Source organism: Ruegeria sp. H7 (genome assembly GCF_056532945.1).
Window position 1 is genome coordinate 116,694 of record NZ_JBQFNZ010000002.1, and the last position, 25,041, is coordinate 141,734.

General features: G+C 60.1%; 25 protein-coding genes. 17 read left to right on the forward strand and 8 right to left on the reverse strand.

Going from position 1 to position 25,041, the window contains the following annotated elements; all coding sequences use genetic code 11:
- Positions 1–37: 37 nt before the first annotated feature.
- The 3 genes from ACR0AC_RS05590 to ACR0AC_RS05600 all read right to left on the reverse strand — a co-directional run bounded on the left by ACR0AC_RS05590 (position 38) and on the right by ACR0AC_RS05600 (position 4,148).
- Positions 38–1,357: a glutamine synthetase family protein gene (locus ACR0AC_RS05590; RefSeq protein ID WP_170519578.1), complete on the reverse strand. Its 1,320-nt coding sequence runs from the start codon at positions 1,355–1,357 to the stop codon at positions 38–40.
- A 137-nt stretch (positions 1,358–1,494) separates the two neighbouring features.
- Positions 1,495–3,681: a xanthine dehydrogenase family protein molybdopterin-binding subunit gene (locus tag ACR0AC_RS05595; protein ID WP_480872319.1), complete on the reverse strand. Its 2,187-nt coding sequence runs from the start codon at positions 3,679–3,681 to the stop codon at positions 1,495–1,497.
- Positions 3,682–3,683: 2 nt separating this feature from the next.
- Positions 3,684–4,148, reverse strand: a complete 465-nt coding sequence (locus tag ACR0AC_RS05600) for a (2Fe-2S)-binding protein (RefSeq protein ID WP_170449709.1) — start codon at positions 4,146–4,148, stop codon at positions 3,684–3,686.
- Positions 4,149–4,249: 101 nt separating this feature from the next.
- Here ACR0AC_RS05600 and ACR0AC_RS05605 point away from each other — a divergent pair, with 101 nt between their 5' ends.
- The 7 genes from ACR0AC_RS05605 to ACR0AC_RS05635 all read left to right on the forward strand — a co-directional run bounded on the left by ACR0AC_RS05605 (position 4,250) and on the right by ACR0AC_RS05635 (position 10,044).
- A complete protein-coding gene (locus ACR0AC_RS05605; protein ID WP_480872321.1) occupies positions 4,250–4,894 on the forward strand; it encodes a TetR/AcrR family transcriptional regulator in 645 nt (214 codons plus the stop codon).
- Positions 4,895–5,079: 185 nt separating this feature from the next.
- Positions 5,080–5,919 (forward strand): hypothetical protein, encoded by an 840-nt coding sequence (locus ACR0AC_RS05610; RefSeq protein WP_170449715.1) that lies wholly within the window; start codon positions 5,080–5,082, stop codon positions 5,917–5,919.
- 159 nt (positions 5,920–6,078) lie between these two features.
- Positions 6,079–7,110, forward strand: a complete 1,032-nt coding sequence (dusA, locus tag ACR0AC_RS05615; protein WP_170449718.1) for a tRNA dihydrouridine(20/20a) synthase DusA — start codon at positions 6,079–6,081, stop codon at positions 7,108–7,110.
- 39 nt (positions 7,111–7,149) lie between these two features.
- The gene (locus ACR0AC_RS05620) at positions 7,150–7,974 is read left to right on the forward strand and encodes a sulfite exporter TauE/SafE family protein (protein ID WP_480872323.1); all 825 of its coding nucleotides are present in this window, start codon (positions 7,150–7,152) and stop codon (positions 7,972–7,974) included.
- Complete coding sequence (locus tag ACR0AC_RS05625) at positions 7,968–8,753, forward strand: hypothetical protein (protein WP_480872325.1); 786 nt, start codon at positions 7,968–7,970, stop codon at positions 8,751–8,753. Before ACR0AC_RS05620 ends, ACR0AC_RS05625 begins: the two co-directional genes overlap by 7 nt.
- 36 nt (positions 8,754–8,789) lie before the next feature.
- Complete coding sequence (locus tag ACR0AC_RS05630; RefSeq protein WP_170449726.1) at positions 8,790–9,518, forward strand: SpoIIAA family protein; 729 nt, start codon at positions 8,790–8,792, stop codon at positions 9,516–9,518.
- Between the two features lie 349 nt (positions 9,519–9,867).
- Positions 9,868–10,044, forward strand: coding sequence for a hypothetical protein (locus tag ACR0AC_RS05635; protein WP_170622023.1), 177 nt, complete (start codon positions 9,868–9,870; stop codon positions 10,042–10,044).
- 4 nt (positions 10,045–10,048) lie between these two features.
- Here ACR0AC_RS05635 and ACR0AC_RS05640 read toward each other — a convergent pair whose 3' ends face one another.
- From ACR0AC_RS05640 to ccmI, 3 genes are read right to left on the reverse strand one after another with little or no spacing between them, the layout of a single operon-like run.
- On the reverse strand, positions 10,049–10,282 hold the full coding sequence (locus ACR0AC_RS05640) for a DUF1289 domain-containing protein (RefSeq protein ID WP_170735163.1): 234 nt from the start codon (positions 10,280–10,282) through the stop codon (positions 10,049–10,051).
- Between the two features lie 17 nt (positions 10,283–10,299).
- On the reverse strand, positions 10,300–10,764 hold the full coding sequence (ruvX, locus tag ACR0AC_RS05645; RefSeq protein WP_170449736.1) for a Holliday junction resolvase RuvX: 465 nt from the start codon (positions 10,762–10,764) through the stop codon (positions 10,300–10,302).
- Positions 10,761–11,981, reverse strand: coding sequence for a c-type cytochrome biogenesis protein CcmI (gene ccmI / locus ACR0AC_RS05650; protein WP_480872327.1), 1,221 nt, complete (start codon positions 11,979–11,981; stop codon positions 10,761–10,763). Before ccmI ends, ruvX begins: the two co-directional genes overlap by 4 nt.
- A gap of 176 nt (positions 11,982–12,157) precedes the next feature.
- On the opposite strand from ccmI, the gene ACR0AC_RS05655 reads away from it, so the two are divergent.
- The 4 genes from ACR0AC_RS05655 to ACR0AC_RS05670 all read left to right on the forward strand — a co-directional run bounded on the left by ACR0AC_RS05655 (position 12,158) and on the right by ACR0AC_RS05670 (position 17,472).
- Positions 12,158–13,402, forward strand: a complete 1,245-nt coding sequence (locus tag ACR0AC_RS05655) for a sarcosine oxidase subunit beta family protein (RefSeq protein ID WP_170519556.1) — start codon at positions 12,158–12,160, stop codon at positions 13,400–13,402.
- Positions 13,403–13,477: 75 nt separating this feature from the next.
- Positions 13,478–13,807, forward strand: a complete 330-nt coding sequence (locus ACR0AC_RS05660) for a sarcosine oxidase subunit delta (protein ID WP_170449744.1) — start codon at positions 13,478–13,480, stop codon at positions 13,805–13,807.
- A gap of 67 nt (positions 13,808–13,874) precedes the next feature.
- Positions 13,875–16,913: a sarcosine oxidase subunit alpha family protein gene (locus ACR0AC_RS05665; protein WP_480872330.1), complete on the forward strand. Its 3,039-nt coding sequence runs from the start codon at positions 13,875–13,877 to the stop codon at positions 16,911–16,913.
- Positions 16,906–17,472 (forward strand): sarcosine oxidase subunit gamma, encoded by a 567-nt coding sequence (locus ACR0AC_RS05670; protein ID WP_480872332.1) that lies wholly within the window; start codon positions 16,906–16,908, stop codon positions 17,470–17,472. The genes ACR0AC_RS05665 and ACR0AC_RS05670 overlap by 8 nt, the downstream gene beginning before the upstream one ends.
- Before the next feature lie 110 nt (positions 17,473–17,582).
- On the opposite strand, the gene ACR0AC_RS05675 is transcribed toward ACR0AC_RS05670, so the two are convergent.
- Positions 17,583–18,350, reverse strand: a complete 768-nt coding sequence (locus ACR0AC_RS05675; RefSeq protein ID WP_480872334.1) for an FkbM family methyltransferase — start codon at positions 18,348–18,350, stop codon at positions 17,583–17,585.
- Between the two features lie 100 nt (positions 18,351–18,450).
- Between ACR0AC_RS05675 and ACR0AC_RS05680 the strand changes: the two genes are divergently transcribed.
- From ACR0AC_RS05680 to ACR0AC_RS05690, 3 genes are all read left to right on the forward strand, one after another.
- On the forward strand, positions 18,451–19,050 hold the full coding sequence (locus tag ACR0AC_RS05680) for a superoxide dismutase (RefSeq protein WP_170449761.1): 600 nt from the start codon (positions 18,451–18,453) through the stop codon (positions 19,048–19,050).
- Positions 19,051–19,053: 3 nt separating this feature from the next.
- Positions 19,054–19,935 carry a metallophosphoesterase gene (locus tag ACR0AC_RS05685; protein ID WP_480626184.1) on the forward strand — a complete coding sequence of 294 codons (882 nt, stop codon included), beginning with the start codon at positions 19,054–19,056 and terminating at the stop codon, positions 19,933–19,935.
- A gap of 199 nt (positions 19,936–20,134) precedes the next feature.
- Positions 20,135–20,596, forward strand: coding sequence for a host attachment family protein (locus ACR0AC_RS05690; protein WP_480626183.1), 462 nt, complete (start codon positions 20,135–20,137; stop codon positions 20,594–20,596).
- A 30-nt stretch (positions 20,597–20,626) separates the two neighbouring features.
- On the opposite strand, the gene ACR0AC_RS05695 is transcribed toward ACR0AC_RS05690, so the two are convergent.
- Positions 20,627–21,178 carry an LOG family protein gene (locus ACR0AC_RS05695; protein WP_480626182.1) on the reverse strand — a complete coding sequence of 184 codons (552 nt, stop codon included), beginning with the start codon at positions 21,176–21,178 and terminating at the stop codon, positions 20,627–20,629.
- A 127-nt stretch (positions 21,179–21,305) separates the two neighbouring features.
- On the opposite strand from ACR0AC_RS05695, the gene ACR0AC_RS05700 reads away from it, so the two are divergent.
- The 3 genes from ACR0AC_RS05700 to ACR0AC_RS05710 all read left to right on the forward strand — a co-directional run bounded on the left by ACR0AC_RS05700 (position 21,306) and on the right by ACR0AC_RS05710 (position 24,987).
- Positions 21,306–22,673 (forward strand): LysM peptidoglycan-binding domain-containing protein, encoded by a 1,368-nt coding sequence (locus tag ACR0AC_RS05700; protein ID WP_480626181.1) that lies wholly within the window; start codon positions 21,306–21,308, stop codon positions 22,671–22,673.
- A 76-nt stretch (positions 22,674–22,749) separates the two neighbouring features.
- Entirely contained in the window at positions 22,750–24,555 is a 1,806-nt protein-coding gene (locus ACR0AC_RS05705; RefSeq protein WP_480872337.1) for an ABCB family ABC transporter ATP-binding protein/permease, read from the forward strand.
- A gap of 108 nt (positions 24,556–24,663) precedes the next feature.
- Positions 24,664–24,987: a hypothetical protein gene (locus ACR0AC_RS05710; RefSeq protein ID WP_480781083.1), complete on the forward strand. Its 324-nt coding sequence runs from the start codon at positions 24,664–24,666 to the stop codon at positions 24,985–24,987.
- Positions 24,988–25,041 lie beyond the last annotated feature (54 nt).

Sequence of the window (25,041 nt, forward strand, 5' to 3'; positions counted from 1 at the left end):
TTCAGAAATACCCGAGTCCCACTCGGCGGGCAAGGGGTCAGACTGCTTCGAGGTAACTCAGCCAGTGCTGATCTTCGGGACGGTCCGCAAAGCGCGCGATTTCCTGCCGCTTGGTCATTGCCATGTTGCGGATCAGTTCGGTCGGGAACAGGCGCGTCATCAGCGGGTCTGTTTCGAACGCGTCGATGGCCGCCGCCCAACTGTCAGCCAGTTGCGGCAAGCCGTCAATCTCGTATGCGTTTCCTGTGATCGGGGCGGGGGGCGTCAGGCCGTCTTCAATCCCCAGCAGCGCCGCGCCAAGGACAGCGGTCAGCATCAGATAAGGGTTGATGTCGCCCCCGGCCACGCGGTGTTCGATCCGCCGTGCCGCCGGGGCACCGCCCGGAATGCGAATGGCTGCGGTTCTGTTTTCATAGGCCCAGCTTGCCCCCGTCGGGGCATGCGCGCTGGGCACAAGCCGGGTGTAGGAGTTCCCGTGCGGCGCAAAAATCAGGGTGCTGGCGGGCATAGCGGCAAGGCATCCGGCGACTGCAGCGCGCAGCAGATAGGTGCCTTGGGGCCCGCCATCGTCAAAGATGTTCTGGCCGTTCTGGTCAAGGACTGAGAAATGCACATGCATCCCGTTTCCGGCGTCATTAGCGTAAGGCTTTGACATGAAGGTCGCGGCAAACCCGTGTTTGCGCGCCAATCCTCGTGTCAAACCCTTGAAAAGCCATGTATCATCGGCGCAACGCATGGCGTCCTGATGGTTCAGGTTGATTTCGAACTGGCCGATCCCGCTTTCGGAAATGGCGGTTTGCGCAGGAATGCCCATTGCCGCGCAACCGTCGTAGAGGTCGTTGAAGAACGCCTCGAACGCGTCCATTTCCGTGACGGAGAGGACCGCCTCATCCGCCAGACGGTGACCTGTCACCGGGTTGATCGGCGGCTGAGGCTGAGGGCCTGAGGCATCCAGCAGCGTGAATTCCAACTCGGTCGCGGCGACCACGGACCAGCCGCGCTGTGTATAACGCGACAGGATGGCCCCCAGCGCGTGGCGCGGGTCGCCTGCAAAGGGTGTGCCGTCATCGTCATAAAGGCTCATAGGCACCAGGGCCGTTTCGGCGTTCAACCACGGGACCGGAACCGCGCCGCGTTCAGTTGGCAGCAATACGCCATCGGCGTCGCCGGTTTCAAACACCAGCGGGCTGCCTTCGATATCCGCGCCCCACAGGTCGACATTCAGGGCGGAAAACGGCATCCGAACCGCGCCTTTGGACAGCTTGTCCGCATAGGCAGGTGGCACGCGCTTACCCCGCATCTGCCCGTTAAGATCACAGGCCGCGACGCGGAAATTGTGAAGGGCATTCAGGTCCATTGGGGCCTCCGTTCCTCGGGTTATCCGAGATGTATCGAAGGCATGTGCGCTTGTCACGAAATTTGATCAAATTTTTTCTGGCCGGAAAAATGATATGCCGCGCCGAGTCAGTACGACCCGGCGCGGCGTATTGCGGATCAGGCGAAGCTGACCCCGTTTTCAGCCATCGGAAGCTCGGCCACCAGGTTGCCCGACATTGCGCGAATAGCGTTGGCCAGGGCAGGGGCCGAGGGCGGCGTTCCGGGTTCACCCACACCAGTTGGTGCTTCGGCAGACGGCACGATATGGACGTCGATTGCGGCAATATCGCCGATCCGCAGAGGCTCGTAATCGGGGAAGTTGAACTGATCCACCGCTCCGCTGGTCAAGGTGATCTGGTCGCGCATGACGTGCCCGATCCCGTATCCGATGCCCCCTTCCATCTGGGCGCGGACAACATCCGGGTTCACGGCAATACCGCAATCGACGGCACAGGTGACCTTTTCGATCTTGATACCGCTGTCCGGATCGCCCGAGACCTCGACCACTTCAGCCGCGTAAGACCCGAAGGACTTGTGCACCGCAATCCCTTGGGACCGACCCTCTGGCGCGTTGCCCCAACCCGCTTTTTCGGTCGCCAGCTTCAAGACGGCTGCCTTGCGCTGCTGGTCGGCGTTGCTGGTGTCGGACAGATGCGCCAGACGGAACTCGACCGGGTCGCGCCCTGCGGCCTCGGCCACCAGATCCATCATGGTTTCCATCGTATAAGCGGTGTGGGTGTGACCCACCGAGCGCCACCACAGAACCGTGGTTGCCTTCGGCGTGTCCGTCAGACCCACCGCCATGCCAGGGATCGAATAGGGGCTGTCCGAAACACCCTCGACCGAGCTGTGGTCGATGCCGTCATGCACCAAAACCGCCTCGAACGGAGTGCCCTTGATGACGGATTGACCTGCGATCTGGTGCTGCCAGCCGACGATGTTGCCGTCGGCGTCCAGACCCACACGAACCTTGTGACCAAAGGCAGGGCGGTAGTACCCGCTGCGAATGTCATCCTCGCGCGTCCAGACCAGCTTGACCGGGCGCGAGCGGTCGGTGACGACAAAGGCCAGCGCAGCCTCGACCTGATAATCCGCGTCCGGGGTTGCACGGCGACCGAAAGACCCGCCTGCCAGCATGGTTTTGATGTGGATCTTCTCGGGCGGCAGTTGGAAGATCTGCTGATAGGCCATATGCGGCCCGGTCGGCATCTGCGCGCCGTCATGCAGGACGATGTCACCCTTTGCCGTTTGCTCGATGGTGCAGTTCAGCGGCTCCATCGGTGCATGGGCCAGCAACGGGAAGTAGAAGGTCTTTTCGACAACCTTGTCCGCCCCGTCGATGGCGGCTGCCACAGCGGCGGCGTCAGCCTTGCTCACGTTATACTTGGGTGCTGCGTCCAGCGCCGCCATGATCTCGGCCTTGATCTGGTCCGAGTCGCGGGTTTCAGCGCCGGACAAATCCCACTCGACCTCAAGCGCATCGCGCGCCTGAATCGCGGCCCAGGTATTTTCCGCGTACACGGCAACACCCGCCTGATTGGGCAGCACGGCGGCGTTGATATAGCCTTTGACCTCTTTCGACGCGCTGTCGTCAAAGCCAAGGGCGATGCTGCCTTTCGATTCTGGGCGCTTGATCATGGCGACCATCTGATTGGGCAGGTGAACGTCCATGGCATACATCGCCTGACCGTTGCCCTTGATGGCCGAATCCTTGCGACGAACGGAGTCATTGCCGATCAACCGGAACTCGGACGGGTCTTTCAGGCGGGGTTCAGCGGGGGCCTCTAACTGAGACGCGGCGGCCACGAATTCAGCGATGGGCGCCGACTTGTCGCCTGCCTTCACGATGCCTTCCTCAATGGTGATGCCCGACGCATCCACGCCCCAGCTTTGTGCGGCAGCGTTGATCAGCATCTCACGCGCCGCAGCCCCGGCCTGGCGGTATTGCATCCACGAATTCGCCATCGCGGTGGACCCGCCAGTGCCCTGGAACGGGCCGAACAGAAGGTTGTTGTAGACATTCGGATCGGACGGGGCGAACTCGTATTCGATCTGGTCCATGGTCAGGCCGATTTCCTCGGCGATCAGCGTCGGCAGACCGGTTGCAGGGCCCTGACCTTTTTCAAAGTGCTTTACGATAGCCGTCACAGTGCCATCGGCATCGATTTTCACAAACGGGTTGAACGTCGCGGTCTCGGACGAGGCCGCCGCCAGCGCACCATCGGGTCGGGCACCAACCAGAAGCACGGCACCAGCGGCAGCAGCGCCTTTCAGAAATCCACGGCGAGAGGTGTTGATGGTCATGATCAGGCCTCCAGAATTTCGGATGCACGCTGGATACCGGCGCGGATGCGTTGATAGGTGGCGCAGCGGCAGGCGTTGCCAGCCATGTAGTCGTCGATTTCTTCAACTGACGGCTTGGGGTTTTCAGACAGCAGCCCAACCGCAGACATCACCTGACCGGATTGGCAATACCCGCATTGAACGACATCAAGTTCAACCCAGGCCTGTTGAACAGCAGCGCCGATTTTGTCATCGCCAATGGCTTCGATTGTGGTGATCTCGGCACCTTCGACATCTTCGACATAGGTTTGGCAGGACCGAACGGGTTCACCATCCAGATGCACGGTGCACGCGCCGCACGAGGCGACACCGCAACCAAATTTGGTTCCTGTCAGCTTCAGCTCATCACGGATCACCCACAAAAGGGGCGTGCCGGGTTCGGCGTCGACCGTGTGGGTCTGGCCGTTCAGTTTCAAAGTAAGGGTCATAGGGGGACTCTCCTGTTGGCTAATTACCTGAGTCGGTAAACTGGCGCGTTTACAAGTGGCATAATTTTCGCGACCTGTAAACTGGTGAGTTTACGTAGGGTTTGACCCGCGCCGGTCAATGGGTCTATAGCTCGGGTATGAACGAATGCAGCGCCCCGAATGCGTCCAAATACGCACAGATCATCGATGCTGCCGTGGCCGAGTTTCTGGAAAAAGGGTTCGCCGCGGCCAGTATGGATCGCATTTCGGCCAAGGCCGAAGTGTCCAAGCGCACGCTGTATAAGTATTTCGAAAGCAAGGAGAACCTCTTCCGCTCCATCGTGGTGGAACTGTCAAACAGGTTCGCGGAAGTGGTCGAGATGAAGTACGAAAAGGGCCGCGATATACGCGCGCAACTGACCGAGCTTGCCTGGGCCGAAGGCCGCATTCTGATGCTGCCGGATGTGATTGCGATGTCGCGCATGGTGATAAGCGAAACCCTGCGCAACCCATCCCTTGCGGTCGAGGCGCAGGGCAAGCTGGATAAAACAGCCGTGTTCTCGGACATGCTGCGCAATGCGGCGGAAGACGGTCAGTTAAAAATCGACAACCCCGATCAGGCCGGGAAAGAGTTTATCGGCTTGATCAAGGCCCGCGCCTTTTGGCCGATGCTGTTCAGCGGTTCGGTCCTGAGCCAATCTGAAATGGCCGAAACGATCGAGAACAGCGTCGATATGATGATCAGCCGCTACGGCATCGAGACCTGACACACACCGTGAACGACGGGCGCGTCCACCATTTGTGCCGGCGATAGGCCTTGAGAATTTAGTCTAAAAACAATGGATTGACGACCGTCGCATGCGTCCGGCACCTGATGGTTTGGAAAATTTCCACCACCGGGTAAGATGAAATTGCATCTGCTCAAAGGAAATTTCTAGTGCCTTGGGGTGATTTGGTCGAACTTCTGGGGGGCTCAGCCATCATTCTGGCTGTACTTGCCGTGTTCTGGAAGGGTGACGACTGCATATCGAAAGAGTTCAGGGATGATCTGGCCGCCTGGCTGATATTGCTTAAGCCACCCCCCGGAAACAGCCCTGTCGTTCAATCCGTTCTTGCGATGTTCGAAAAGTTCTTTGGGGAACGGCACTTGAGCTGGAAATGCCTTAGCAGATCGTTTGTTCTTTCAGCCGTTTTCTTTTTCTCGGTGGTCTTACTGATGCGACTTTTCCTTCCGGACAGTCGACAACCATTGGGCGACGAAGAAATAACTGCCTCAAACATATTCATGCTCCTATTGGCGGGATTGCTTTTCAACGGGATCGGAGACTATCCGGCGCTTTACGTCACCAGAAAGGTCTTGCAGCAAAGTTTAAAAAAGTCGATGTCGCTAAGCTGGGCAATTTTCTTCGATCTGGTGTTCACAGCCCTCATCATTTTTGTCATCATATTAGTAATCATATGGCTGTTCACTCAGGCCTTCGGCGCCACGTCGTCTGGTCTGCTAACAACCGCTTTTGTCTTTCTATATGGGTTTTTGGGCGCATTTGGCTTCGATGCTGACGGCATTGACAGCCCTTTGGGCTTTGCTGTTCTTTTTACAGCTTTCATCACCAGCTTTTGGCTCTGGGCCGCTGCGCTTGGAACGCTGCTGATCCGCTTGCTGGCCCGCTCTGGCCCGATCCTTTCCGCGCTGCAATATGCGCTGCCAATCGAAGAGAAGCCTATCCGGTCAATGGGAATCGTCGGCTTTCTGGTCTTTTTTACCTACCTGGTGATCACAATAGCTCTGTGATCAGTTTGAATAGCGGCAAGTTGGGTGCGCCGAATTGAAACCCATCCAACGCTATGGCTGAAAGATCTGGTTCGCGCACCGTTGAAGACCTGAAAGGTCGATAGTAATTCCAGACAAAGAAGTGCTAGACCGGGCCAGCCGGGTTTCGGCGGCAGGGGGATGCAACTTGTACCCGGACCAAGACGGAGATTTGCTGTGACTGGCAGAGCAAAAACAGCAGCGCGTTTAAGCGTGGCACCGATGATGGACTGGACGGACCGCCATTGCCGGTATCTGCACCGGCTCCTTAGCCGTGAAACGCTGCTGTATACCGAGATGGTGACAGCCCCGGCACTGGTGCGGGGTGGGGCGCTGCATCTTCTCGAATACAACCCTCAGGAACACCCGGTTGCCCTGCAACTTGGCGGCTCGGACCCGCAAGAGCTCGCGCAGGCGGCGCGGCTTGGGGCGGATGCGGGCTATGATGAGATCAACCTGAACTGCGGCTGCCCCTCGGATCGTGTGCAATCGGGAACCTTCGGGGCCGTGTTGATGCGAGAGCCCGCGCGCGTTGCCGACTGTGTCGCGGCGATGCGCGAGACTGTGGATGTTGACGTTACGGTCAAATGCCGGATCGGGGTGGATGATCAGGAGCCGCAGGAGGTCCTGCCCGAGTTTCTGACCCAAATCCGGGCCGCAGGCTGTGATCGGGTCACGATCCACGCGCGCAAGGCGTGGTTGCAGGGTCTCAGCCCTAAGGAAAACCGGGACATCCCGCCTCTTGACTATGATCTGGTGCATCGGATGAAGGGTGAATTTCCGGACATGCATGTCTCGATCAATGGGGGCATCACCTCATTGAACGAAGCGCGTGTGCATCTGGATGCCGGTTTGGATGGGGTCATGATCGGTCGGGCTGCCTATCATCAGCCCACGGATATTCTGGCCGAAGCGGATATTCAGATTTACCAGAGCGGAACCCCGTCAGACCCGATTGCAGTCGTTCAACAAATGGTGCCTTATGTCGAGCGCCACCTTGCCAATGGTGGGCGTTTGCACCAGATCACGCGACATATGCTTGGCCTGTTTGCCGGGCGTCCGGGGGCCAGAGCTTGGCGGCGGGCCTTGTCCGAAGGTGCGGTGCATGAAGGCGCCGGGCCCGAGGTGATGCTGCAAGCGCTGGACCGCGTCGCGCCCTTGGCCGAGGCCTGAACAAGTAACACCGGCCCGCGCCGGTATTTTGGGGGAAAGATGCCCGAGACGATGTTGCTGGCCCAAATGCTGGGTCTTTTGCTTGTGATCGGTGCGTTTGCCGGGGTGCTGGCAGGGCTGTTGGGGGTCGGGGGTGGCATTGTTCTGGTACCCGCGTTCTTCTACGCCTTTCAGACGCTTGGCTATGGCGGTCCGCAATTGATGCAGCTGTGTCTTGCCACCTCTCTGGCAACCATCATCGTGACGTCCATCCGTTCTGTTCTGGCCCATAACAAGAAGGGCGCGGTGGATTGGGACATCCTGCGCGGCTGGGGGCCGGGGATTGCCGTCGGTGCGATTGTCGGTGTTCTGGTGGCGTCGGCCCTGCGGACCGAGGCGCTGCAGGCCCTGTTTGGCATCCTGGGTATGGTGATCGGTGCCTATCTGGGCCTTGGCAAATCCGAATGGCGCTTGGGCGATGCGATGCCAAAGGGCGTAAAACTTGCGGCGCTGTCGCCGTCGGTCGGGTTTCTGTCCGTGCTGATGGGCATCGGCGGTGGCAGCTTTGGTGTGCCGTTGATGAGCCTTTATAACACACCCATTCACCGCGCCGTCGCAACCGCTGCCGGGTTTGGCGTGATTATTGCCGTCCCATCGGTTCTGGGCTTCCTGTTCCTTGGCATCGCGGCCGAGCACCGACCGCCGCTGACGATCGGGGCCGTGAACCTTGTGGCCTTTGGAATTGTCGTGGCCATGACCATGATCACCGCGCCATGGGGGGTGAAGCTGGCCCACGCGATGGACCCGAAACCCCTGAAGCGGGTCTTTGCGGTGTTCCTGACGCTGGTTGCGCTGAACATGCTGCGCAAGGCGCTGGGATGGTAGATGACTTCTGGTCCAAGGGCTGGGTGAAGTTCCCCTATGATCCCTTGCTGGCGGTATGGGTCGCTCATGCACTTCCGGTGGCCCGACAGTCCATAGACGACCCGGTCTATGCCGAATGGCTGGATTGCGAAGGAACGTGGTTTGTGGGCGTGGATGCCTTGGCCAATGATGCGCAGGGCAGGGTCGGGCAATCGGGTCCTCTGACCGGGGTTGCGATGTCATTCATTCAGGATCACTACGGAAACCTGCCGCTTCATAGGGGGCAGGTCTCGGTCATCCATCCGGGCTATCCGCGTCCCCGGCGTGGGGAGAGTGAGGCCGCCGCGCGCTATCGCCGAAACCGGGATGCTGCGCATGTGGATGGGTTGCGCCCGATGGGTCCGGACCGCCGCCGCCGGGTTGATGAGCCTCACGCATGGATTTTGGGTATCCCGCTGACCGAGGCCAACGAAGACGCCGCCCCGATGGTGCTGTGGGAAGGCAGCCATAAGCTGCTGGGCGACATGTTCCGGGACGCTTTGGCCGGGCATCCAAGGGACGGTCTGCACAAGGTCGATATCACCGACGCCTATCAGGCCGCGCGGCGAGAGGTGTTCGAAACCTGTCCCCGGATCGCTTTACCCGCCAAACCGGGCGAGGCGTATCTGCTGCATCGCCATTGCCTGCACGGGGTTGCACCATGGGGCGACAGCGCCACCGCTGGCCCTGATGGTCGAATGATCGCCTATTTTCGCCCCGAGTTCACGGGGGGAGTGGCCGAATGGATCGAATCTCCGTAGTCTCCGCCCATTGATTTTTGGTGGAGAATTAGGGTCATGATTACAGTTCATAGAAATTCTGACGGCGCATTGATCGAAGTTGAACTGTCCGGTCAGGTCACCAGCACCGACTACTCTGAAACCCTTGTTCCCGCGATCGAGGCCGCATTGGCCGAACATGATACGGTCGGCCTGCTGGCCATCGTGCAGCCCGAATTCAAAGGGTATGACCTGGGGGCCGCGTGGTCGGACACCAAGCTGGGCCTGAGCCATTGGCGCGGCTTTGACCGGATTGGTGTGGTTGCCGATCAGGGATGGGTTCAGACCAGTGTCCGGCTGGCCGCCCCGATCCTTCCATGTCCTCTGCATGTATTCGAATTGGCCGAGCTAGAGGCCGCACGGCGCTGGATGCGGGAATCGCTGGGATCGATCCATGTCACCGATCTGGGTGGATCCTGCGTGCAACTGAGCCTTCTTGGAAAGCTGGACCCCGAGGAATATGCCAAGGCCGGGCGCGATCTGGACCTGCTTTTGCAGGATCGCGAGGGGTTCCGGCTGCTTATTGACCTGCGTGAATTTGACGGGTGGCAGGGATTGTCGGCATTGGCTGCGCATTTTCGTCTGGCCAGCGGCCATATCCGGATGCTGGATCGCGCGGCGATTGTCGGCAACAAGGCATGGCAGCAGATGGCGCAACGTGTCGCCAGTCACGTCCTTGGCACGCGCACGCAATTCTTCCCCTCGGAAGAGATCGAAAACGCCAAATCCTGGCTGTCTGCGGGCTGATTTCTGACCACATTTGATTCGAAAGCGGGCCCAACACCCGCAAAATGGCCTTTTGGGCCCTGAATATCGTCATTTTGTGACGTAAGGGAATTTGTTGGAATTTGTGGGGTTTAGTGTTTTCAACCTCAAAAACGAGGAAAATCTGAGTGTTTTCCCCGTAAAAATGAAGTTTGCATTGATTAGCTCAGCCTCGTTGCCGCGGGTTGCCACTCACATTCAGCTACGTTCTTGAGCCGACCCTCGGAGCTCGGACGCGACCCGCGGCGACATCGATTATTTAATTCACTACAGGATGCTCGAAATGACGTTCAGGACTGTCTTAAATAAAATCTTTTCCGGAAACGGAGTTGTGCTGCCTTTGCCCGGTGATTTGGCCCGTGACGATCAACAAGGCCCGATCTCCGACCAGCCTCGGACAAGCCAGTCCGAGATCATCAATCTGTTTGCAGAAGAATTGCGCGGTCGGGAACCGATTCACAGCGCGACCGATGCCAAGGACGAGGACCGGCGCGTCAAAACGAACTAGGGGTTCAGGAACCGTTCAACCGGGCCGCCCGACCGCCGCGACGTTTTGCCAGGCGCGGCTTGCGGGCGGACAGGTCTTCCATGATCTCGGCGCGTTCGCTGCTGTCCATCTTGGACCACCGGGTGATCTCGTCGATGGTGCGGTAGCAGCCGGTGCAGATCCGCTCGGTCGGGTGTACGACACAGATCTGGACACACGGGCTTTCAACCTCGTTCCGTTTCCAAACCATATTTGTCATCAGCGGTCTCCGACCAGTTAGAGAAAGCGCAGCCTGTCCAGCGCTCCCTGCAGGATATAACCGGCTGCGACGTGGTCGATAACCTGTCCGCGACGTTTTCGTGTCGTATCCGCCTCGAGCAGTGCCTTTTCTGCCGCAACCGTGCTGAGCCGTTCGTCCCAGAACCCGATGGACACGTCGGTCAGGCGCGACAGATTGCGGGCAAAGGCGCGGGTCGATTGGCACCTTGGCCCCTCAGTCCCGTCCATGTTTTTCGGCAGTCCCAGAATGACGCCGCCGATCTCGCGATCTGCGATGATCTCAAGCAAACGGGCGGAATCCAGAGTGAACTTTTTGCGTCGCACGGTTTCCAGCGGGCTGGCTACGCCGCGCATCCGGTCCGAGACCGCGACGCCGATGGTCTTTTCCCCAAGGTCCAGCCCCATCAGCGCGGTCATCGGGGGCAGGGCGGCTGCGAAATCTTCGAACGCGTCGTGGATCATTGCGCGATACCGGCTTGCAGGGCGGCCGCGTCCAGCATCTGCAACGCATCCGCGTTATCGGCAAACACCACTTTCGCTTCCTTGTGGATATCTATGGCCCGCTGGCCTTGCCCCAGTACCCCAAGTGCTGCAATCAGACGGGCCCATTCCTCGGGCGAGCCGCCTTCGGTCGCCAATCGGTCTGAAAGCTGGTCGACCATGCCCTGAATCATCTCCTGCCGTTCTTCCGGCGTCAGCTCGGCTGCGGCGGCCATATCCTCTTGGCTGGGTCCAGGGGCCGGTGCAATGTCCGGCGCGTTAAAAACGCCTGCTCGGAAGGCAAGCTCATCCAGTTGAACCCTGATCGCCTCGGCCCAGGGCGCGCCACGGGGGGCGTCGCGCAGGGTTTCGATCCACATGCGATAAGCGATGTCCGGGCGTCCGACCTGCGCCAACATCTGGCCCAGATAGTACCGGGCCGGCCCGTGCCGTGGATCGCGATCCAGCGCTTGCGACAGTGCCTGTTCCGCTTCGGGCGAGACATATCCGTTGGCCGCCAGAATCATCATCTCGGCGAAATCCGCATAGGCATCCGCGGTTGCGGTGTCTCCGGACAGCTCGATCACCCGCTGCTGCGCCTGGTATCCGGCCTTGAAGTTGCCAGCGTTGGTTTCGTGCTGAGCCAACAGCATATGCCCCTGCAAATCATCGGGTCGTGCTTCAACTGTTTCGCGTAACTGTTTGAGAAGGTTGGCGTAGCTTTCATCCAGTTCGCGCGGTGGCGGTGGTGTCGCCAATTCCTCGGCAGCGGCTTGCGGTGGGCGGTTTGCACGCACCTCCTCGGCCAGTTCGATGCGGTCGGTCAGGGGCATGTCCGGCAGACCAACCGCGCCGATCCGCTGATACATCCACAACCCGCCGCCCGCCAGAACCACGGTCAGACACGCAATTGTGATCGCGGAAACAACGCCCGACGGCCCGGCCCCTGCGACCTCTTTGGCCATCTGTGCATCTGCTGCCAGAATGCGGCGCGAGATTTCGGTGCGGACCCGTTCGGCATCCGCTTCACCAATGACACCGCGCGCCAGATCGCGGTCAACGCTGGCCAGTTGTTCCTGATAGACCCGCAGATCATACGCAGCCGCAGGCTCGGCGCCGCGACGGCCACGCAGCAGGCTGTAGCTCAGGAACGCCGCGATCAACAGCGCAATGGTCAGTAGCAGAACCCAGAACGTCATGGTCCCTCCGAAATAGCTGCTTTGACTTAGACCCGTCAGACGCCCGACAAAAGGGACAAATGGCCGCGAAAGGGCGACATGTCGCAATAGTGCTATATTGTGGCGTTGCCCGGCAGGGGTAGAGTCGGCCAACACGGCATATCTGCGCACAATCACCGAACCGGATGGATTCGCTTATGAAACACTATTCAGCCTTTGCTGTGGCGCGCGAAGCGTTGCGCTATCACACAGGATGGGAACGCGCCTGGCGGTCCCCCCAGCCCAAGAAACGCTATGACGTGATCATCGTCGGTGCGGGGGGGCATGGTCTGGCGACGGCCTATTACCTTGGCAAAAACTACGGCATCCAGAACGTCGCCGTGATCGAAAAGGGCTGGCTGGGTGGCGGCAATACCGGGCGGAATACGACCATCATCCGGTCGAACTACCTGCAGGATCCGTCGGCGGCTTTGTACGAAAAGGCGCGTAGCCTGTATGAAGACCTGAGCCAGGACCTGAACTACAATGTCATGTTCAGCCCGCGCGGTGTTATGATGCTGGCCCAGACCCAGCACGAAATTCGCGGCTATCAGCGCACCGCCCACGCAAACGCGCTGCAAGGCGTCAAGACCGAGTGGATCGGCCCCGAGCGCGTCAAGGAACTGGTCCCGATCATCAATATCGACGGCCCCCGCTATCCGGTACTGGGGGCGCTGTGGCAGGAACGCGGCGGCACCGCGCGCCACGATGCGGTGGCCTGGGGCTATGCCCGCGCATGTTCGGCGATGGGGATGGACATCATCCAGCAATGCGAAGTCAAAGGCGTTCGGTCCGAAAATGGTCGCGTTGTCGGCGTTGATACCACCAAAGGCTCAATCGACTGTGACAAGCTGGGGATCGTAGTGGCAGGCCATTCCGGCCAGTTGGCCGAGATGGCGGGCTTCCGTCTGCCGCTTGAGGCGATTGCCCTGCAGGCGCTGGTATCAGAGCCGATCAAACCCTGTATGGATGTGGTCGTGATGGCCAACACCGTGCACGGTTATATGTCGCAATCCGACAAGGGCGAGATGGTGATCGGCGGCGGCACCGACGGGTTCAACAACTACACCCAGCGCGGCAGCTTCCACCATATCGAGGAAACGGTACGGGCACTGGTCGAGACCTTCCCGATGATTTCACGCCTGAAAATGCTGCGCCAGTGGGGCGGGATCGTGGATATGACCGGCGACCGCTCTCCCATCCTGTCGTCAACACCTCTGGGCAATTGCTTCATCAACTGCGGATGGGGCACCGGCGGCTTCAAGGCCATTCCGGGCTCGGGCTGGGGCATGGCACAGCTGATGGCCACGGGGCATTCGCCACTGACCGAGGCCTTCTCGCTGGACCGCTTCAAAGAGGGCCGCTTCATCGACGAAAGCGTCGCCGCCGGGGTGGCGCACTAAGGGGCTGCCCGAAGGTGCCAAAGAACAGAATTCTGATCGGCCCGCGCGCCGACTGACCGCCAAAAGGATGACCACATGCTGATCCTGAATTGCCCCTATTGCGGCGTTGACGCCGAAGAAACCGAACTGGCCGCCGGTGGCGAGGCGCATCTGAAGCGCTATGGCCCGGGCTCGTCGGATGACGAGTTCCACGACTACCTGTTCATGCGCGAAAACCCAAAGGGCGTTCACCTTGAACGCTGGCGCCACGCCAATGGCTGCGGCAAGTGGTTCCACGCCGCGCGCTGCACCCAAACGCTCGAGGTGTTCGGCACCTACACCGCCCAGACCTCTGAGCCGCCGCAAGAGATCAAGGACGCCATCGCCGCCAAACGGCCCGGCTGGACGTGGAGAGAGTTCTCCTGATGCTTCATCTTTTCCAAAATACTCCCGCCGGAGGCCCTGACGCCTCCACCTGCGAAAGGTCCGCACAATGAGCACCCGTCTCGCAAAACAAGGCCGTCTGATTGATCGGTCGAAAAAGGTTACCTTCACCTTCAACGGCACCTCGATGCAGGGGTACGAGGGCGACACGCTTGCCTCGGCCCTGCTGGCCAATGATCAGATGATGATGGGCCGGTCGTTCAAATACCACCGCCCGCGCGGCGTGGTCGCCAGCGGCGCGGAAGAGCCGAACGCTCTGGTCGGACTGGGGCAGGGTAATCGGTTCGAGCCGAACCAGCGCGCCACCACGACCGAGCTGTTCAACGGACTGACCGCAGCGTCGCAGAACCATTGGCCGAATCTGGAATTCGACGTGGGCGCGATCAACACCCACCTGTCGCGGTTCCTGCCCGCCGGGTTCTACTACAAGATGTTCATCCATCCGAAACCGTTCTGGAAGCATGTGTATGAACCCTTCATCCGCCAGTCCGCCGGTCTGGGCAAGGCCCCCGACAAGGACAGCCGCGATGCGGACACTTATGAGCACTTCTATGCCTTCACCGACGTCCTGGTGATCGGCGGCGGAGTGGCTGGTCTGCAGGCAGCCAAGACGGCAGCGGCGTCTGGTGCCAAGGTCATGCTGATCGAACAGACCGCGCATTGGGGCGGTCGCGCTCCGGTTGACGGCGGGTTGGTAGATGGTGAGCCTGTGGATAAGTTCGTGGAACAATTGGTTTCCGAACTCGAAACAATGGACAATGTCACGATGCGGTCCCGCTGCATGGGCGCGGGGGTCTATGACCACGGTTACGTGCTGGGATACGAGCGTCTGACCGACCACAACCCGGGCGCGCAAGGCCCGCGCCATCGTCTGTGGCGTATCCGCGCCAAACAGGTTGTGACGGCGACCGGAGCCATCGAGCGTCCGCTGTCCTTTGCGGGTAACGATGTGCCGGGCGTGATGCTGGCCTCGGCCATGCGTGACTATGTCGTGAACTGGGGTGTAACCCCGGGCGAGAAGGTGATCGTCGCCACCAACAACGATGACGCCTATCGCACGGCTATTACTCTCAAACAGGCCGGAGTGGATGTGATCCGCGTGGTCGATGCCCGCGCCACCGCCGGGCCGCTTGCGGAAGAGGCGCGCCAGCTTGGCATCCGTGTCGATCCAGGCAAGGCCATCGCCAAGGTCAAGGGCGGCAAGCGCGTCAAGAAAGTTGCCATCTGTAATCAAGAGGGCGTCGGCGGCGCGCGGGAAGAGGTCGAATGCGACGCGGTTGCCATGTCGGGCGGTTGGTCTCCGGTTGTGCATATGTGGTCGCATTGCGGCGGTAAGTTGGTGTGGAACGAAAAATACGCGATGTTCCAACCTGATTTAGAGCGCCCACCATTGGGAGCAGATGGCAATGGTTTTGTCGTCCCGGCAGGCGTAGCCGCTGGCTCGCAAACAGATACTGACTTCGAAGGCCTTTCGCTTTTTGAAACGCTTCGGACCGCCACTGAAGCGGGGCTGAAGGTGGTCAAAGCGCTTGGTCTGAAAAAACCAAAAGTGTCGGTTCTCGAAGTCAGTGAAGATGACGAAGCACCTATGGAACCCGTGTGGCTGATGCCCGCCAATGCCGAGATCCAGCTGCGCGCCAAGTCGTGGCTGGATTTCCAGAACGACGTCAAAGTCTCGGACGTTCAGCTGGCCGCGCGTGAAGGCTACGAAAGTGTTGAACATACCAAGCGTTACACCACGCTGGGCATGGCGACCGATCAGGGTAAGCTGAGCAACATCAACGGCTTGGCGATCCTCGCTGATGCGCTGGAATCAGAGATTCCGAAGGTCGGCACCACCACGTTCCGCCCGCCCTACACGCCGATCTCTCTGGCGTCGATTGGCGGTGAAGCGCGCGGAGAGGTGTTCCAGCCGATCCGACAGACGCCGATGCACAACTGGCACGACAAGAACGGCGCCGATTGGGAGCCGGTCGGCCAGTGGCGCCGGACCTACGCCTATGTGCGTCCCGGCGAATCCGTGCATGACGCGGTGAACCGCGAGGTGAAGAACACCCGCGACAACCTCGGCCTGCTGGATGCCTCGACGCTTGGTAAGCTGATCGTCAAAGGCCCGGATGCGGGCAAGTTCCTGGACATGATGTATACCAACATGATGTCCACGCTGAAGATCGGCAAATGTCGCTATGGCCTGATGTGTTCGGAAAACGGGTTCCTGATCGATGACGGCGTTGTCGCCCGCATCGATGAGGATACATGGCTGTGCCACACCACCACCGGCGGGGCCGAGCGCATCCATGGCCATATGGAAGAGTGGTTGCAGACCGAATGGTGGGACTGGAAAGTCTATGTCGCCAATGTGACCGAGCAATACGCTCAGGTCGCCGTGGTTGGCCCCAACGCCCGCAAGGTGCTTGAGAAGCTGGGCGGGATGGATGTGTCCAAAGAGGCGCTGCCCTTCATGGAATGGCGCGACGGAAAAATCGGTGACTTCGATTGCCGCGCTTACCGCATCTCGTTCTCGGGTGAGCTGTCCTATGAGATCGCCGTGCCTGCGTCGCAGGGACAGGCGTTTTGGGACGCGCTGATGGAGGCTGGCAAAGAATTCGGTGTGATGCCGTACGGCACCGAATGTCTGCACATCCTGCGGGCCGAAAAGGGCTTTATCATGATCGGGGACGAGACCGACGGCACCGTGATCCCGCAGGATCTGGGGCTGCACTGGGCACTGTCCAAGAAGAAAGAGGATTACCTTGGCAAACGCGCCCATTCGCGGACCCATATGGCCGATCCCGAGCGCTGGAAACTGGTCGGCTTGGAGACTGTGGATGGTTCCGTTCTGCCGGACGGCGCTTACGCAGTCGGCGAGGGCGTCAACGCAAATGGTCAGCGCAACATGATCGGGCGCGTGACCTCGACTTATTACTCGGCCAATCTGGGCAAAGGCATCGCCATGGGCCTGATCAAGCACGGCCCCGACCGGATGGGCGAGATTGTCGAGTTCCCGGGCACGGATGACAAAATCTACAAAGCCAAGATCGTGGACCCGATCTTCTTCGACAAGGACGGGGAGAAGCAGAATGTTTGAACCCATCAGCGCACTGAACCACGCCAGCTATGACGGCATCGCCAGGGTCGAGGAAACCGGCCTGCAGGGCATGATCACCCTGCGCGGCGACCTGTCCGACAAGGTGCTGGCCAAGGCCGTCAAGGATGCCACCGGGCAGAAAATGCCCGGCCAGCGTGAGGCTCTTGTCGATGGCGACACCGGCGTCTGCTGGATGTCCACCGACGAGTTGCTGGTGCTGGTGCCCTATGCCGAGGTCGAGGCCAAGCTGGCGGCGATGACCAACGCGCTTGGCGGCACACATGCCCTTGCGGTCAACGTCTCGGACGCGCGGGCGGTGTTTCGCATCTCGGGCGCGTCCGCGCGCGAGGTTCTGGGCAAACTGTCCCCGGTCGATCTGTCACCCGAGGCATTCCAGCCCGGCCAAATCCGCCGCTCGCGTCTGGCGCAGGTGGCAGGCGCGTTCTGGATGGACGACGCCGAGACGTTCCGGGTGGTTTGTTTCCGCTCGGCTGCCGACTATGCGTTCAACCTGCTGAAGGTTGCAGCGCAGCCGGGAAGTGAGGTTGGCGTTTACTGAGCCCGGTGCCGGTGTTGAGAGCTGGGTGAGGGGGCTTTGCCCCCTCGGCCTTCGGCCTCACCCCCAGGATATTTTTGGCCAGATGAAGGGCGGATCGGTGGCCCACGGGGTCAGGGGTTCGTGCTGAACAGGAAAGTGGGGAACTGGGTCAGGGCGCGGTTTCCGGTGAGGATCGATGCGCCGGTTTCGCCGGTGAGCGGGTCCTGGCACCGGCCGTAGAAGGCCAGTGCGTCAGCCAGTTGTTTCATCGCGGGCGCCCGGTTTTCTGCGTCGAGATAGGGCGCGTGGGTCGAAAGCAGCAGGGCGGGGTTCGTGGCCTGCAACCACGGGGTCAATGAGGGCAGGACCGGGTATTCGGCGCCTTCGATATCCATTTTTACCAAAGCAACCTCAGACAGATCGACCGCGGTTGCGAACTGATCCCAGCCGATCGTCATTGCATCCGTACCGTGGCTGCCGTCATGCAGCAGCGATGAGGTTGAATCGCCCGCCTCGCCATGGGCGGATGCCATGCGCGTCACCCCGAACCCATCCGACAGGGCGATGCTGAAGGCCGACACGTTTCGGATGTCGTTCAGGTGCAGATTCCAGACCAGATGGCGGTAGGCCACGGGATCGGGTTCGAAACACCAGACTTGGCGGGCGCGGCGCGCGGCGTAGAGAACGGTGGGACCGATCCAGGCGCCGATATCCAGATAATCGCGGTCGGGCGACAGGTATTGGTCCAGAACCGCAAAGGTTTCGGGTTCCCAATTGCCCGCCGAGGCTTTGCGCCAGAACTTCGAGTGGTAGGGGTCCAGGCGGAACGGCTCTCCGTTCAGGGTGCCCGCATAGTATCCGCGGGCGCGGTAGAACATCTTGCGCGCCTGTGTCAGCATCGCGGACCTCCGGGTTTTCTTGTCTCGGCTCTTGACCTGCGGCTGCTGCCAAAGCATTTAACCTTGGGAACCGCAACTTACATTTTAACAGGGGGCCGACATGGCTTTTGAACTTCCTGATCTTCCTTATGCACATGACGCGCTGGCAGCCAAGGGTATGTCCGCGGAAACACTGGAATATCACCACGACCTGCACCACAAGGCCTATGTCGACAACGGCAACAAGCTGATCGCCGGGACCGAGTGGGACGGCAAGTCGCTGGAAGAGATCATCGTTGGCACCTACGACGCAAACGCCGTGGCGCAGAACGGTATCTTCAACAACATCAGCCAGCTGTGGAACCACAACCAGTTCTGGGAGATGATGGGCCCCGGCGGCAATGCCATGCCCGGTGAGCTGGAGAAGGCTCTGACCGAAAGCTTCGGCTCGGTTGACCAGTTCAAGTCGCAATTCAGCGCCGCAGGTGCCGGCCAGTTCGGCTCGGGCTGGGCGTGGCTGGTCAAGAACGCGGACGGCTCGCTGGCCGTGACCAAGACTGAAAACGGCGTGAATCCGCTGTGCTTTGGTCAGACCGCGCTGCTGGGATGTGATGTGTGGGAGCACAGCTACTACATCGATTTCCGCAACAAGCGCCCGGCTTACCTGTCGAACTTCCTCGACAATCTGGTAAACTGGGAAAACGTTGCATCGCGGATGTAAACCTTGACCCGACGAGGGTTCATAAAGGGCCTGCTGGCGGTGACGCTGGCAGGCCTTTTTGCTGCGTTTTACGGGTTTTTCATCGAACCGGCGCTGCGCTTGCGTGTGCGTCGGTGGCGGGTGAAGCGCTCGGATTGGCCGCAGGATCGCCCAGTCAAGGTCGCGGTCCTGACCGACCTTCATATGGCAGAGCCGACGACGCCGCTGTCTCGGCTAGAGAAGATCGTGGCGCGCACAAATGCGCTGGGTGCCGATCTGATCGTGGTTTTGGGCGATCTGACGGCCGGGCATAGCTATGTGACCAAGGATGTTCCGGTGCGTGAGACGGCCACGGTTTTGGGGGCATTGTCGGCTCCGCTAGGTGTTTACGCGATATTGGGCAACCACGATTGGTGGCAGGACAAAGCCGCGCAAGACCGGGGGCGCGGGCCGGTCGAAACCGCTGTCGAGCTAGAGCGCAACGGTATTCCGGTGTTGGAAAACAAGGCGGTAGCCTTGCCAAACGGTGTCTGGTTGGCGGGCCTTGGGGATCAGATCGCCATTCGCCATAGCCGAGGTGTTTATACCGGGGTGGATGATCTGCCCGGAACGCTAGAGCAGATCCCGCCGGACGCCCCGGCAATTCTGTTGGCACATGAGCCCGACATTTTTCCCAAGGTGCCAAGCCGTGTTGCATTGACGTTGTGCGGTCACACTCATGGAGGGCAGGTGCGGCTGTTCGGGTGGTCTCCGGTCGTGCCATCGCGGTTTGGCAATCGCTATGCGTATGGCCATGTGCACGAAGATGGGCGCGATCTGGTTGTGTCGGGTGGCATTGGCTGTTCCATGTTGCCGGTGCGCTTTGGCGTAACGCCCGAGATCACCGTGATCGAGCTGTCGGCCTGATCAGAAAAATCCCGCCGATGAACAAAGTTTCATCCTGAGACGGGATTGTACCCCACCTGCCAATGCTTACCTAAGGTGAGCGGAAGGAGAAGCCCGCCAACAACAAAACGGACGGCAACCGCCACACCTACGAGGCTGTGGGCAGACGCTATGACTGACGGATGAGGGATGCCACCTGACATCGCTACGGGAGAACACGATGGTCGCACTTGCACAAGGAACCTGGGTTATTATTGCAGACGGGGAAAAGGCGCTGTTCATGGAGAACATCACCGATGCCGAAGACCCCAATCTGGTTGTTGTTTCGGTCGAAGAACCAGATACGCTGCCTGCAAAGCCTTCAGATCGTGCAGGGCGTCGAAATGACGGTGGTCCCAATCAGAAATCGGCGATGGAGGAGGTGTCCTGGAAAACCCATGCCAAGTCCCTTTTCGTGCAGGATCTGGCAAACCTGCTGAACCGCAAGGGGTTGAAGGGCGCGTATAAACGTCTGGTTCTGGTCGCCAGCCCCCATGTGCTGGGGCTGTTGCGGCGGCGTTTGCACAGCGACGTGCTGGCCAAGGTCGTGGCCGAGGTCGATAAGACGCTGACCAACCATCCGCTGCACAAGGTCGAGCGGGTTTTGCGGCAACGCCTGAAGCCCGCGCCGCGGCTGGCGTAAGGGCGCCAAGGGCGGCAACAGCCGCCCACACTAAGCCAGTTTGTCGCGCAAAGCGTCCATGGCGGCCCCGGCGCTGTCGGCCCATGTGATGAAATCGGCCAGCGATGCGTCGGCAAAGCCCTGACCCATGACCTGATCCAGCAGCGTATGCAGGGCATCCCAATAGCCATCGACATTCACCACCACGATGGGCTTGTCATGCAGACCCAACTGCCGCCATGTCAGCGCCTCGAACAGCTCATCCAATGACCCGGGGCCACCGGGCAGAACAACGACTGCGTCGGCATTCATGATCATGACTTTCTTGCGCTCGTGCATCGTTTCGGTGATCACGAAATGGGTCAGGTCGGTTTTGCCAACCTCGCGCTGCACCAGATGTACCGGGATGACGCCAAAGGTCTCGCCGCCTGCGTCCTGTGCGGCGCGGGCGACTTCGCCCATCAGGCCAACATCTCCGGCACCGTAAACAAGCCGCCAGCCTTCCTTTGCCAGCAAGGTGCCAAACGTTCGGGCCGTATCGGAATAGGCCGGTTTTGCGCCATTGCGTGACCCGCAATACACACAGACAGATTTCTGGGACATCGAATGGGGGCTCCGGGGTTGTGTCAGGGGTTTTGACCCGTGATAGCGGGATTGATAAATTGGCTCAACTGTCCGCCGGAACGCATTAGGAATGAATGCCTTCGCGCTGCGGAGCGAAAGGAAAAGAATGGACGCCAAGTCGGGAAACGGAAGCTCGGGGAACTTCGTGTGGGGGGTGGTTGCCGGTATCATCGCAATTCTGGGGGCCGGCGGGCTGTATCTGTCCGGGGTCTTCACCTCGGCCCCGGCACCGGAAGACGTCCCTCAGGAACAAACGGCTGCGGTGCCGGCGGACGAGACCGAGCAACAGACTGAAGAAGCAGAGCCTGAGCAAGCAGCCGAAGCCCCCGCGCAGGATACCGCCGAGATTGCGTCGGATGAGGCCGAAGCCGCCACGGAAGAGCCCGCCGAACAGCCCGCGCCCGAGGTTGCCGATACCGCGACCGACGAGCCAACCCAAGCAGAGCCCGAGGCGGAAACCACCGAAGAGGTGGCCGAGGCCCCCGCAATCGCCGCTCCTGTCCTAGATCAGATTTTCGTTGAAAAAGACGGCAATGCGCTTCTGTCCGGCGAGGCCGCGCCCGGCAGCGAGATTCAGGTGCTGCTGGACGGAGAACCGCTTCACAGCTTCACCGTGGACAGCAGCGGGCAGTTTGCCGAGTTCGTGTCGATCCCGTTCAGCGATGATGCGCAAGGGCTGGTGCTGCAAACCTCGGACGGCCAGCAAACTGCGCAGTCGGATGACTACCTGATTGCGGCGCTGCCGAAACCGGTTGAAGGCGAACAGGTGGCCAGCGCCGATCCGGTGCCAGAGCCGGAGGAAGCGCCAGCGGCACCAACCGAAGCGGACAGCAGCGATGCCCCGGCGCAACCGGAACAGCCTGCTGAAGACACGCAGGTTGCCGAAGCCGCCCCGGTCGAGGATGAAGCCGACGATCAACAGATTGCCGTTCTACGCTCGGGCGAAGAGGGGGTTGAGTTGGTTCAGTCACCATCCGCATCTGCCAGCGAACCGCAACAGGTCGAGTTGGATACGATTGGCTATTCCGACACCGGTGAGGTCGAACTGACAGGCCGCGTCAGCGAAGGCTCTGCCGTTCGCCTTTACCTGAACAACCGTCTGGTTGCGGACCTGACACCTGCCGATGATGGCAATTGGCGGGGTGAGTTGGAGGGTATCGATCCGGGCGTCTACACCTTGCGGGTGGATGAGGTTGCCACCGATGGCACCGTCATCAGCCGGGTGGAAACGCCCTTCAAACGCGAGCCGGTGGAAGTTCTGCAAGCAGCCGAGGCGACGGCTTCGGAAGAGGTTGCGGAACAGGCGGCCCCGATCCGCTCGGTCACTGTGCAAAAGGGCGACACGCTATGGGCCATTTCGCGCGAGCGTTTTGGTGATGGCATTCTGTATGTCCGGTTGTTTGATGCCAACCGCGACCTGATCCGGGACCCGGACCTGATCTATCCGGGGCAGGTCTTCACGATCCCTGAATAAAGAAACCTCTGGCCCTTTTGGGGCCAGAGTATATCTCTGACCGCAGACAAGGTACGTGATGAGACGGACGGTCCCAATGACATCTGAGGAATTGGCCGAAATCGACGAGCGAAAGTCGGGCTGGCGCACGATCCGCAAGGTCACGCCTTACCTGTGGCCGGATGATGAGCCCTGGGTGAAGCGCCGGGTCGTCATTGCGATGTCGATGCTGGTGCTGGCCAAGCTGATCGCGGTCTATACACCGATCCTGTATAAAGGGGCCGTTGATGCGTTGGCGGGGGAAGGGGTTCCGCCCGTTGCGCTGGGCGCGGTCGGGTTGACCGTCGCTTATGGCGTTGCGCGCATGATGACAGTTGGGTTTCAGCAATTGCGCGATGCGTCCTTTGCCCCGGTGGGTCAACGCGCCCTGCGTGCCCTTGCGCTTGAGACCTTCGGGCATATCCACCAGTTATCGATGCGCTACCACGTCACCCGCCGCACCGGCGGCCTGAGCCGCATCATCGAGCGTGGGGTCAAAGGCGTCGATTTTCTTCTGCGGTTCCTGCTGTTCTCGATCGGGCCCCTGATCCTGGAACTGCTCTTGATCGCCGTCATCCTGATGTGGCTGTTCGACATTTGGTATCTGGTGGTCGTGGCGGTCACCATCGCGCTTTATATCTGCTTTACTTTCGTCGTCACCGAATGGCGCGTAAAGCTGCGGCGCGAGATGAATGATCAGGACACCGAAGCCAACCAACGCGCCATCGACAGCCTTCTGAACTTTGAAACCGTCAAATATTTCAACGCGGAAACGCGCGAGACCGAACGCTACGACGTATCGATGAAGGCCTATGCCGGGGCGGCGTTGAAGACGGCCTATTCACTGGCCTTTCTGAATTTCGGCCAGTCCTTTCTGATCACCTGTGGTCTGATCGGGGTTATGGTTCTGGCGGCCGTCGGGGTGCAGAACGGGTCGCTGACCGTAGGCGATTTCGTGATGGTGAACGCCTACATGATCCAGATTACCGTGCCGCTGAACTTTTTGGGCACTGTCTATCGTGAAATCCGGCAGGCTCTGGTCGATATGGGGCAGATGTTCGACTTGTTGGAACAACCCGCCGAGGTCAAAGACAAGCCCGATGCGCCCAAGCTGAACGTCAACGGCGGTGAGGTGACGTTACAGGACGTCCGTTTTGGCTATGACCCGGATCGTGAAATCCTAAAAGGCGTGTCTCTGACCGTTCCGGCAGGGAAGACGGTGGCAATCGTTGGGGCGACCGGGTCCGGGAAATCCACCATCGGACGCCTGCTGTTCCGTTTCTATGACGTCACCGGAGGGGCTCTGAAAATCGACGGGCAGGATGTGCGGGACGTGACCCAAACCAGCTTGCACGGCTCCATCGGCGTTGTGCCGCAGGACACGGTTCTGTTTAACGACACCATCCGCTACAACATCGCCTATGGCCGGGATGGCGCGACGCAGGAAGATGTCGAAGCGGTCGCGCGGGCGGCACAGATTCACGACTTCATTGCCTCCTTGCCCGAAGGCTATGACACCAAAGTGGGCGAGCGGGGGCTGAAACTGTCCGGCGGAGAAAAGCAGCGCGTTGGGATCGCCCGCACGCTACTGAAGAACCCGCCGATCCTGTTGCTGGATGAGGCGACCTCGGCCCTTGATACGGATACCGAGCAGGACATCAAGGATGCACTGGCCCGCGCGGGTGAAGGGCGCACGGTGATCACCATTGCCCACCGGCTGAGCACAATAGCCGAGGCCGACCGCATCGTCGTACTGGAGGCCGGTGAGATCATCGAGCAGGGCACCCATGACGAATTGCTGGCCCGCGATGGGCGCTATGCGCAACTGTGGAGCCGCCAGCAATCCGACAGTCAGGCCGCCTGAGGCTTTCGCTCAAATCGGTTGAGCTTTGAATTGACCTTTCTCCCCTGCGATGAAATGCAGGATCGACGCAGCGAAATGCTGCGGCGAAGTTCAACAAAGGATATATCTATGAATAAGTTTACGGCGGCGCTGACCGCTGTGCTTTTAGTGTCGAGCACAGCGGCCAAAGCCGAAGATCTTAACTTCCTGCTGGTTAACGAAACCAGCTCGGATCTGGTTGAATTCAACGTTTCAACAAGCTCGTCCGATGAATGGGAAGAAGATCTGTTGGTCGACGGGTATCTGGCATCGGGTTACGAGGTCGAGGTTCTGATCGCCGACGGCCTGAGCACCTGCGTTTATGACATTCGCGGCGTCTTCGATGACGGCGGTACCTACGAAGATTTCGGCCTGGATTTGTGTGATCTGGGTGAATACACGTTCACCGAATAATCGGGACCACGGACCGGACTATTGAAAAGGGCGAACCATTGCGGTTCGCCCTTT

Coding starts and splice junctions, on each gene's coding strand:
- ACR0AC_RS05590 (WP_170519578.1), bottom strand. CDS start 1,357: ATGGACCTGAATGCCCTTCACAATTTCCGCGTCGCGGCCTGTGATCTT.
- ACR0AC_RS05595 (WP_480872319.1), bottom strand. CDS start 3,681: ATGACCATCAACACCTCTCGCCGTGGATTTCTGAAAGGCGCTGCTGCC.
- ACR0AC_RS05600 (WP_170449709.1), bottom strand. CDS start 4,148: ATGACCCTTACTTTGAAACTGAACGGCCAGACCCACACGGTCGACGCC.
- dusA (WP_170449718.1), top strand. CDS start 6,079: ATGCAACTTGTACCCGGACCAAGACGGAGATTTGCTGTGACTGGCAGA.
- ACR0AC_RS05620 (WP_480872323.1), top strand. CDS start 7,150: ATGCCCGAGACGATGTTGCTGGCCCAAATGCTGGGTCTTTTGCTTGTG.
- ACR0AC_RS05625 (WP_480872325.1), top strand. CDS start 7,968: ATGGTAGATGACTTCTGGTCCAAGGGCTGGGTGAAGTTCCCCTATGAT.
- ACR0AC_RS05630 (WP_170449726.1), top strand. CDS start 8,790: ATGATTACAGTTCATAGAAATTCTGACGGCGCATTGATCGAAGTTGAA.
- ACR0AC_RS05640 (WP_170735163.1), bottom strand. CDS start 10,282: ATGACAAATATGGTTTGGAAACGGAACGAGGTTGAAAGCCCGTGTGTC.
- ruvX (WP_170449736.1), bottom strand. CDS start 10,764: ATGATCCACGACGCGTTCGAAGATTTCGCAGCCGCCCTGCCCCCGATG.
- ccmI (WP_480872327.1), bottom strand. CDS start 11,981: ATGACGTTCTGGGTTCTGCTACTGACCATTGCGCTGTTGATCGCGGCG.
- ACR0AC_RS05655 (WP_170519556.1), top strand. CDS start 12,158: ATGAAACACTATTCAGCCTTTGCTGTGGCGCGCGAAGCGTTGCGCTAT.
- ACR0AC_RS05660 (WP_170449744.1), top strand. CDS start 13,478: ATGCTGATCCTGAATTGCCCCTATTGCGGCGTTGACGCCGAAGAAACC.
- ACR0AC_RS05665 (WP_480872330.1), top strand. CDS start 13,875: ATGAGCACCCGTCTCGCAAAACAAGGCCGTCTGATTGATCGGTCGAAA.
- ACR0AC_RS05670 (WP_480872332.1), top strand. CDS start 16,906: ATGTTTGAACCCATCAGCGCACTGAACCACGCCAGCTATGACGGCATC.
- ACR0AC_RS05675 (WP_480872334.1), bottom strand. CDS start 18,350: ATGCTGACACAGGCGCGCAAGATGTTCTACCGCGCCCGCGGATACTAT.
- ACR0AC_RS05680 (WP_170449761.1), top strand. CDS start 18,451: ATGGCTTTTGAACTTCCTGATCTTCCTTATGCACATGACGCGCTGGCA.
- ACR0AC_RS05690 (WP_480626183.1), top strand. CDS start 20,135: ATGGTCGCACTTGCACAAGGAACCTGGGTTATTATTGCAGACGGGGAA.
- ACR0AC_RS05695 (WP_480626182.1), bottom strand. CDS start 21,178: ATGTCCCAGAAATCTGTCTGTGTGTATTGCGGGTCACGCAATGGCGCA.
- ACR0AC_RS05700 (WP_480626181.1), top strand. CDS start 21,306: ATGGACGCCAAGTCGGGAAACGGAAGCTCGGGGAACTTCGTGTGGGGG.
- ACR0AC_RS05705 (WP_480872337.1), top strand. CDS start 22,750: ATGACATCTGAGGAATTGGCCGAAATCGACGAGCGAAAGTCGGGCTGG.
- ACR0AC_RS05710 (WP_480781083.1), top strand. CDS start 24,664: ATGAATAAGTTTACGGCGGCGCTGACCGCTGTGCTTTTAGTGTCGAGC.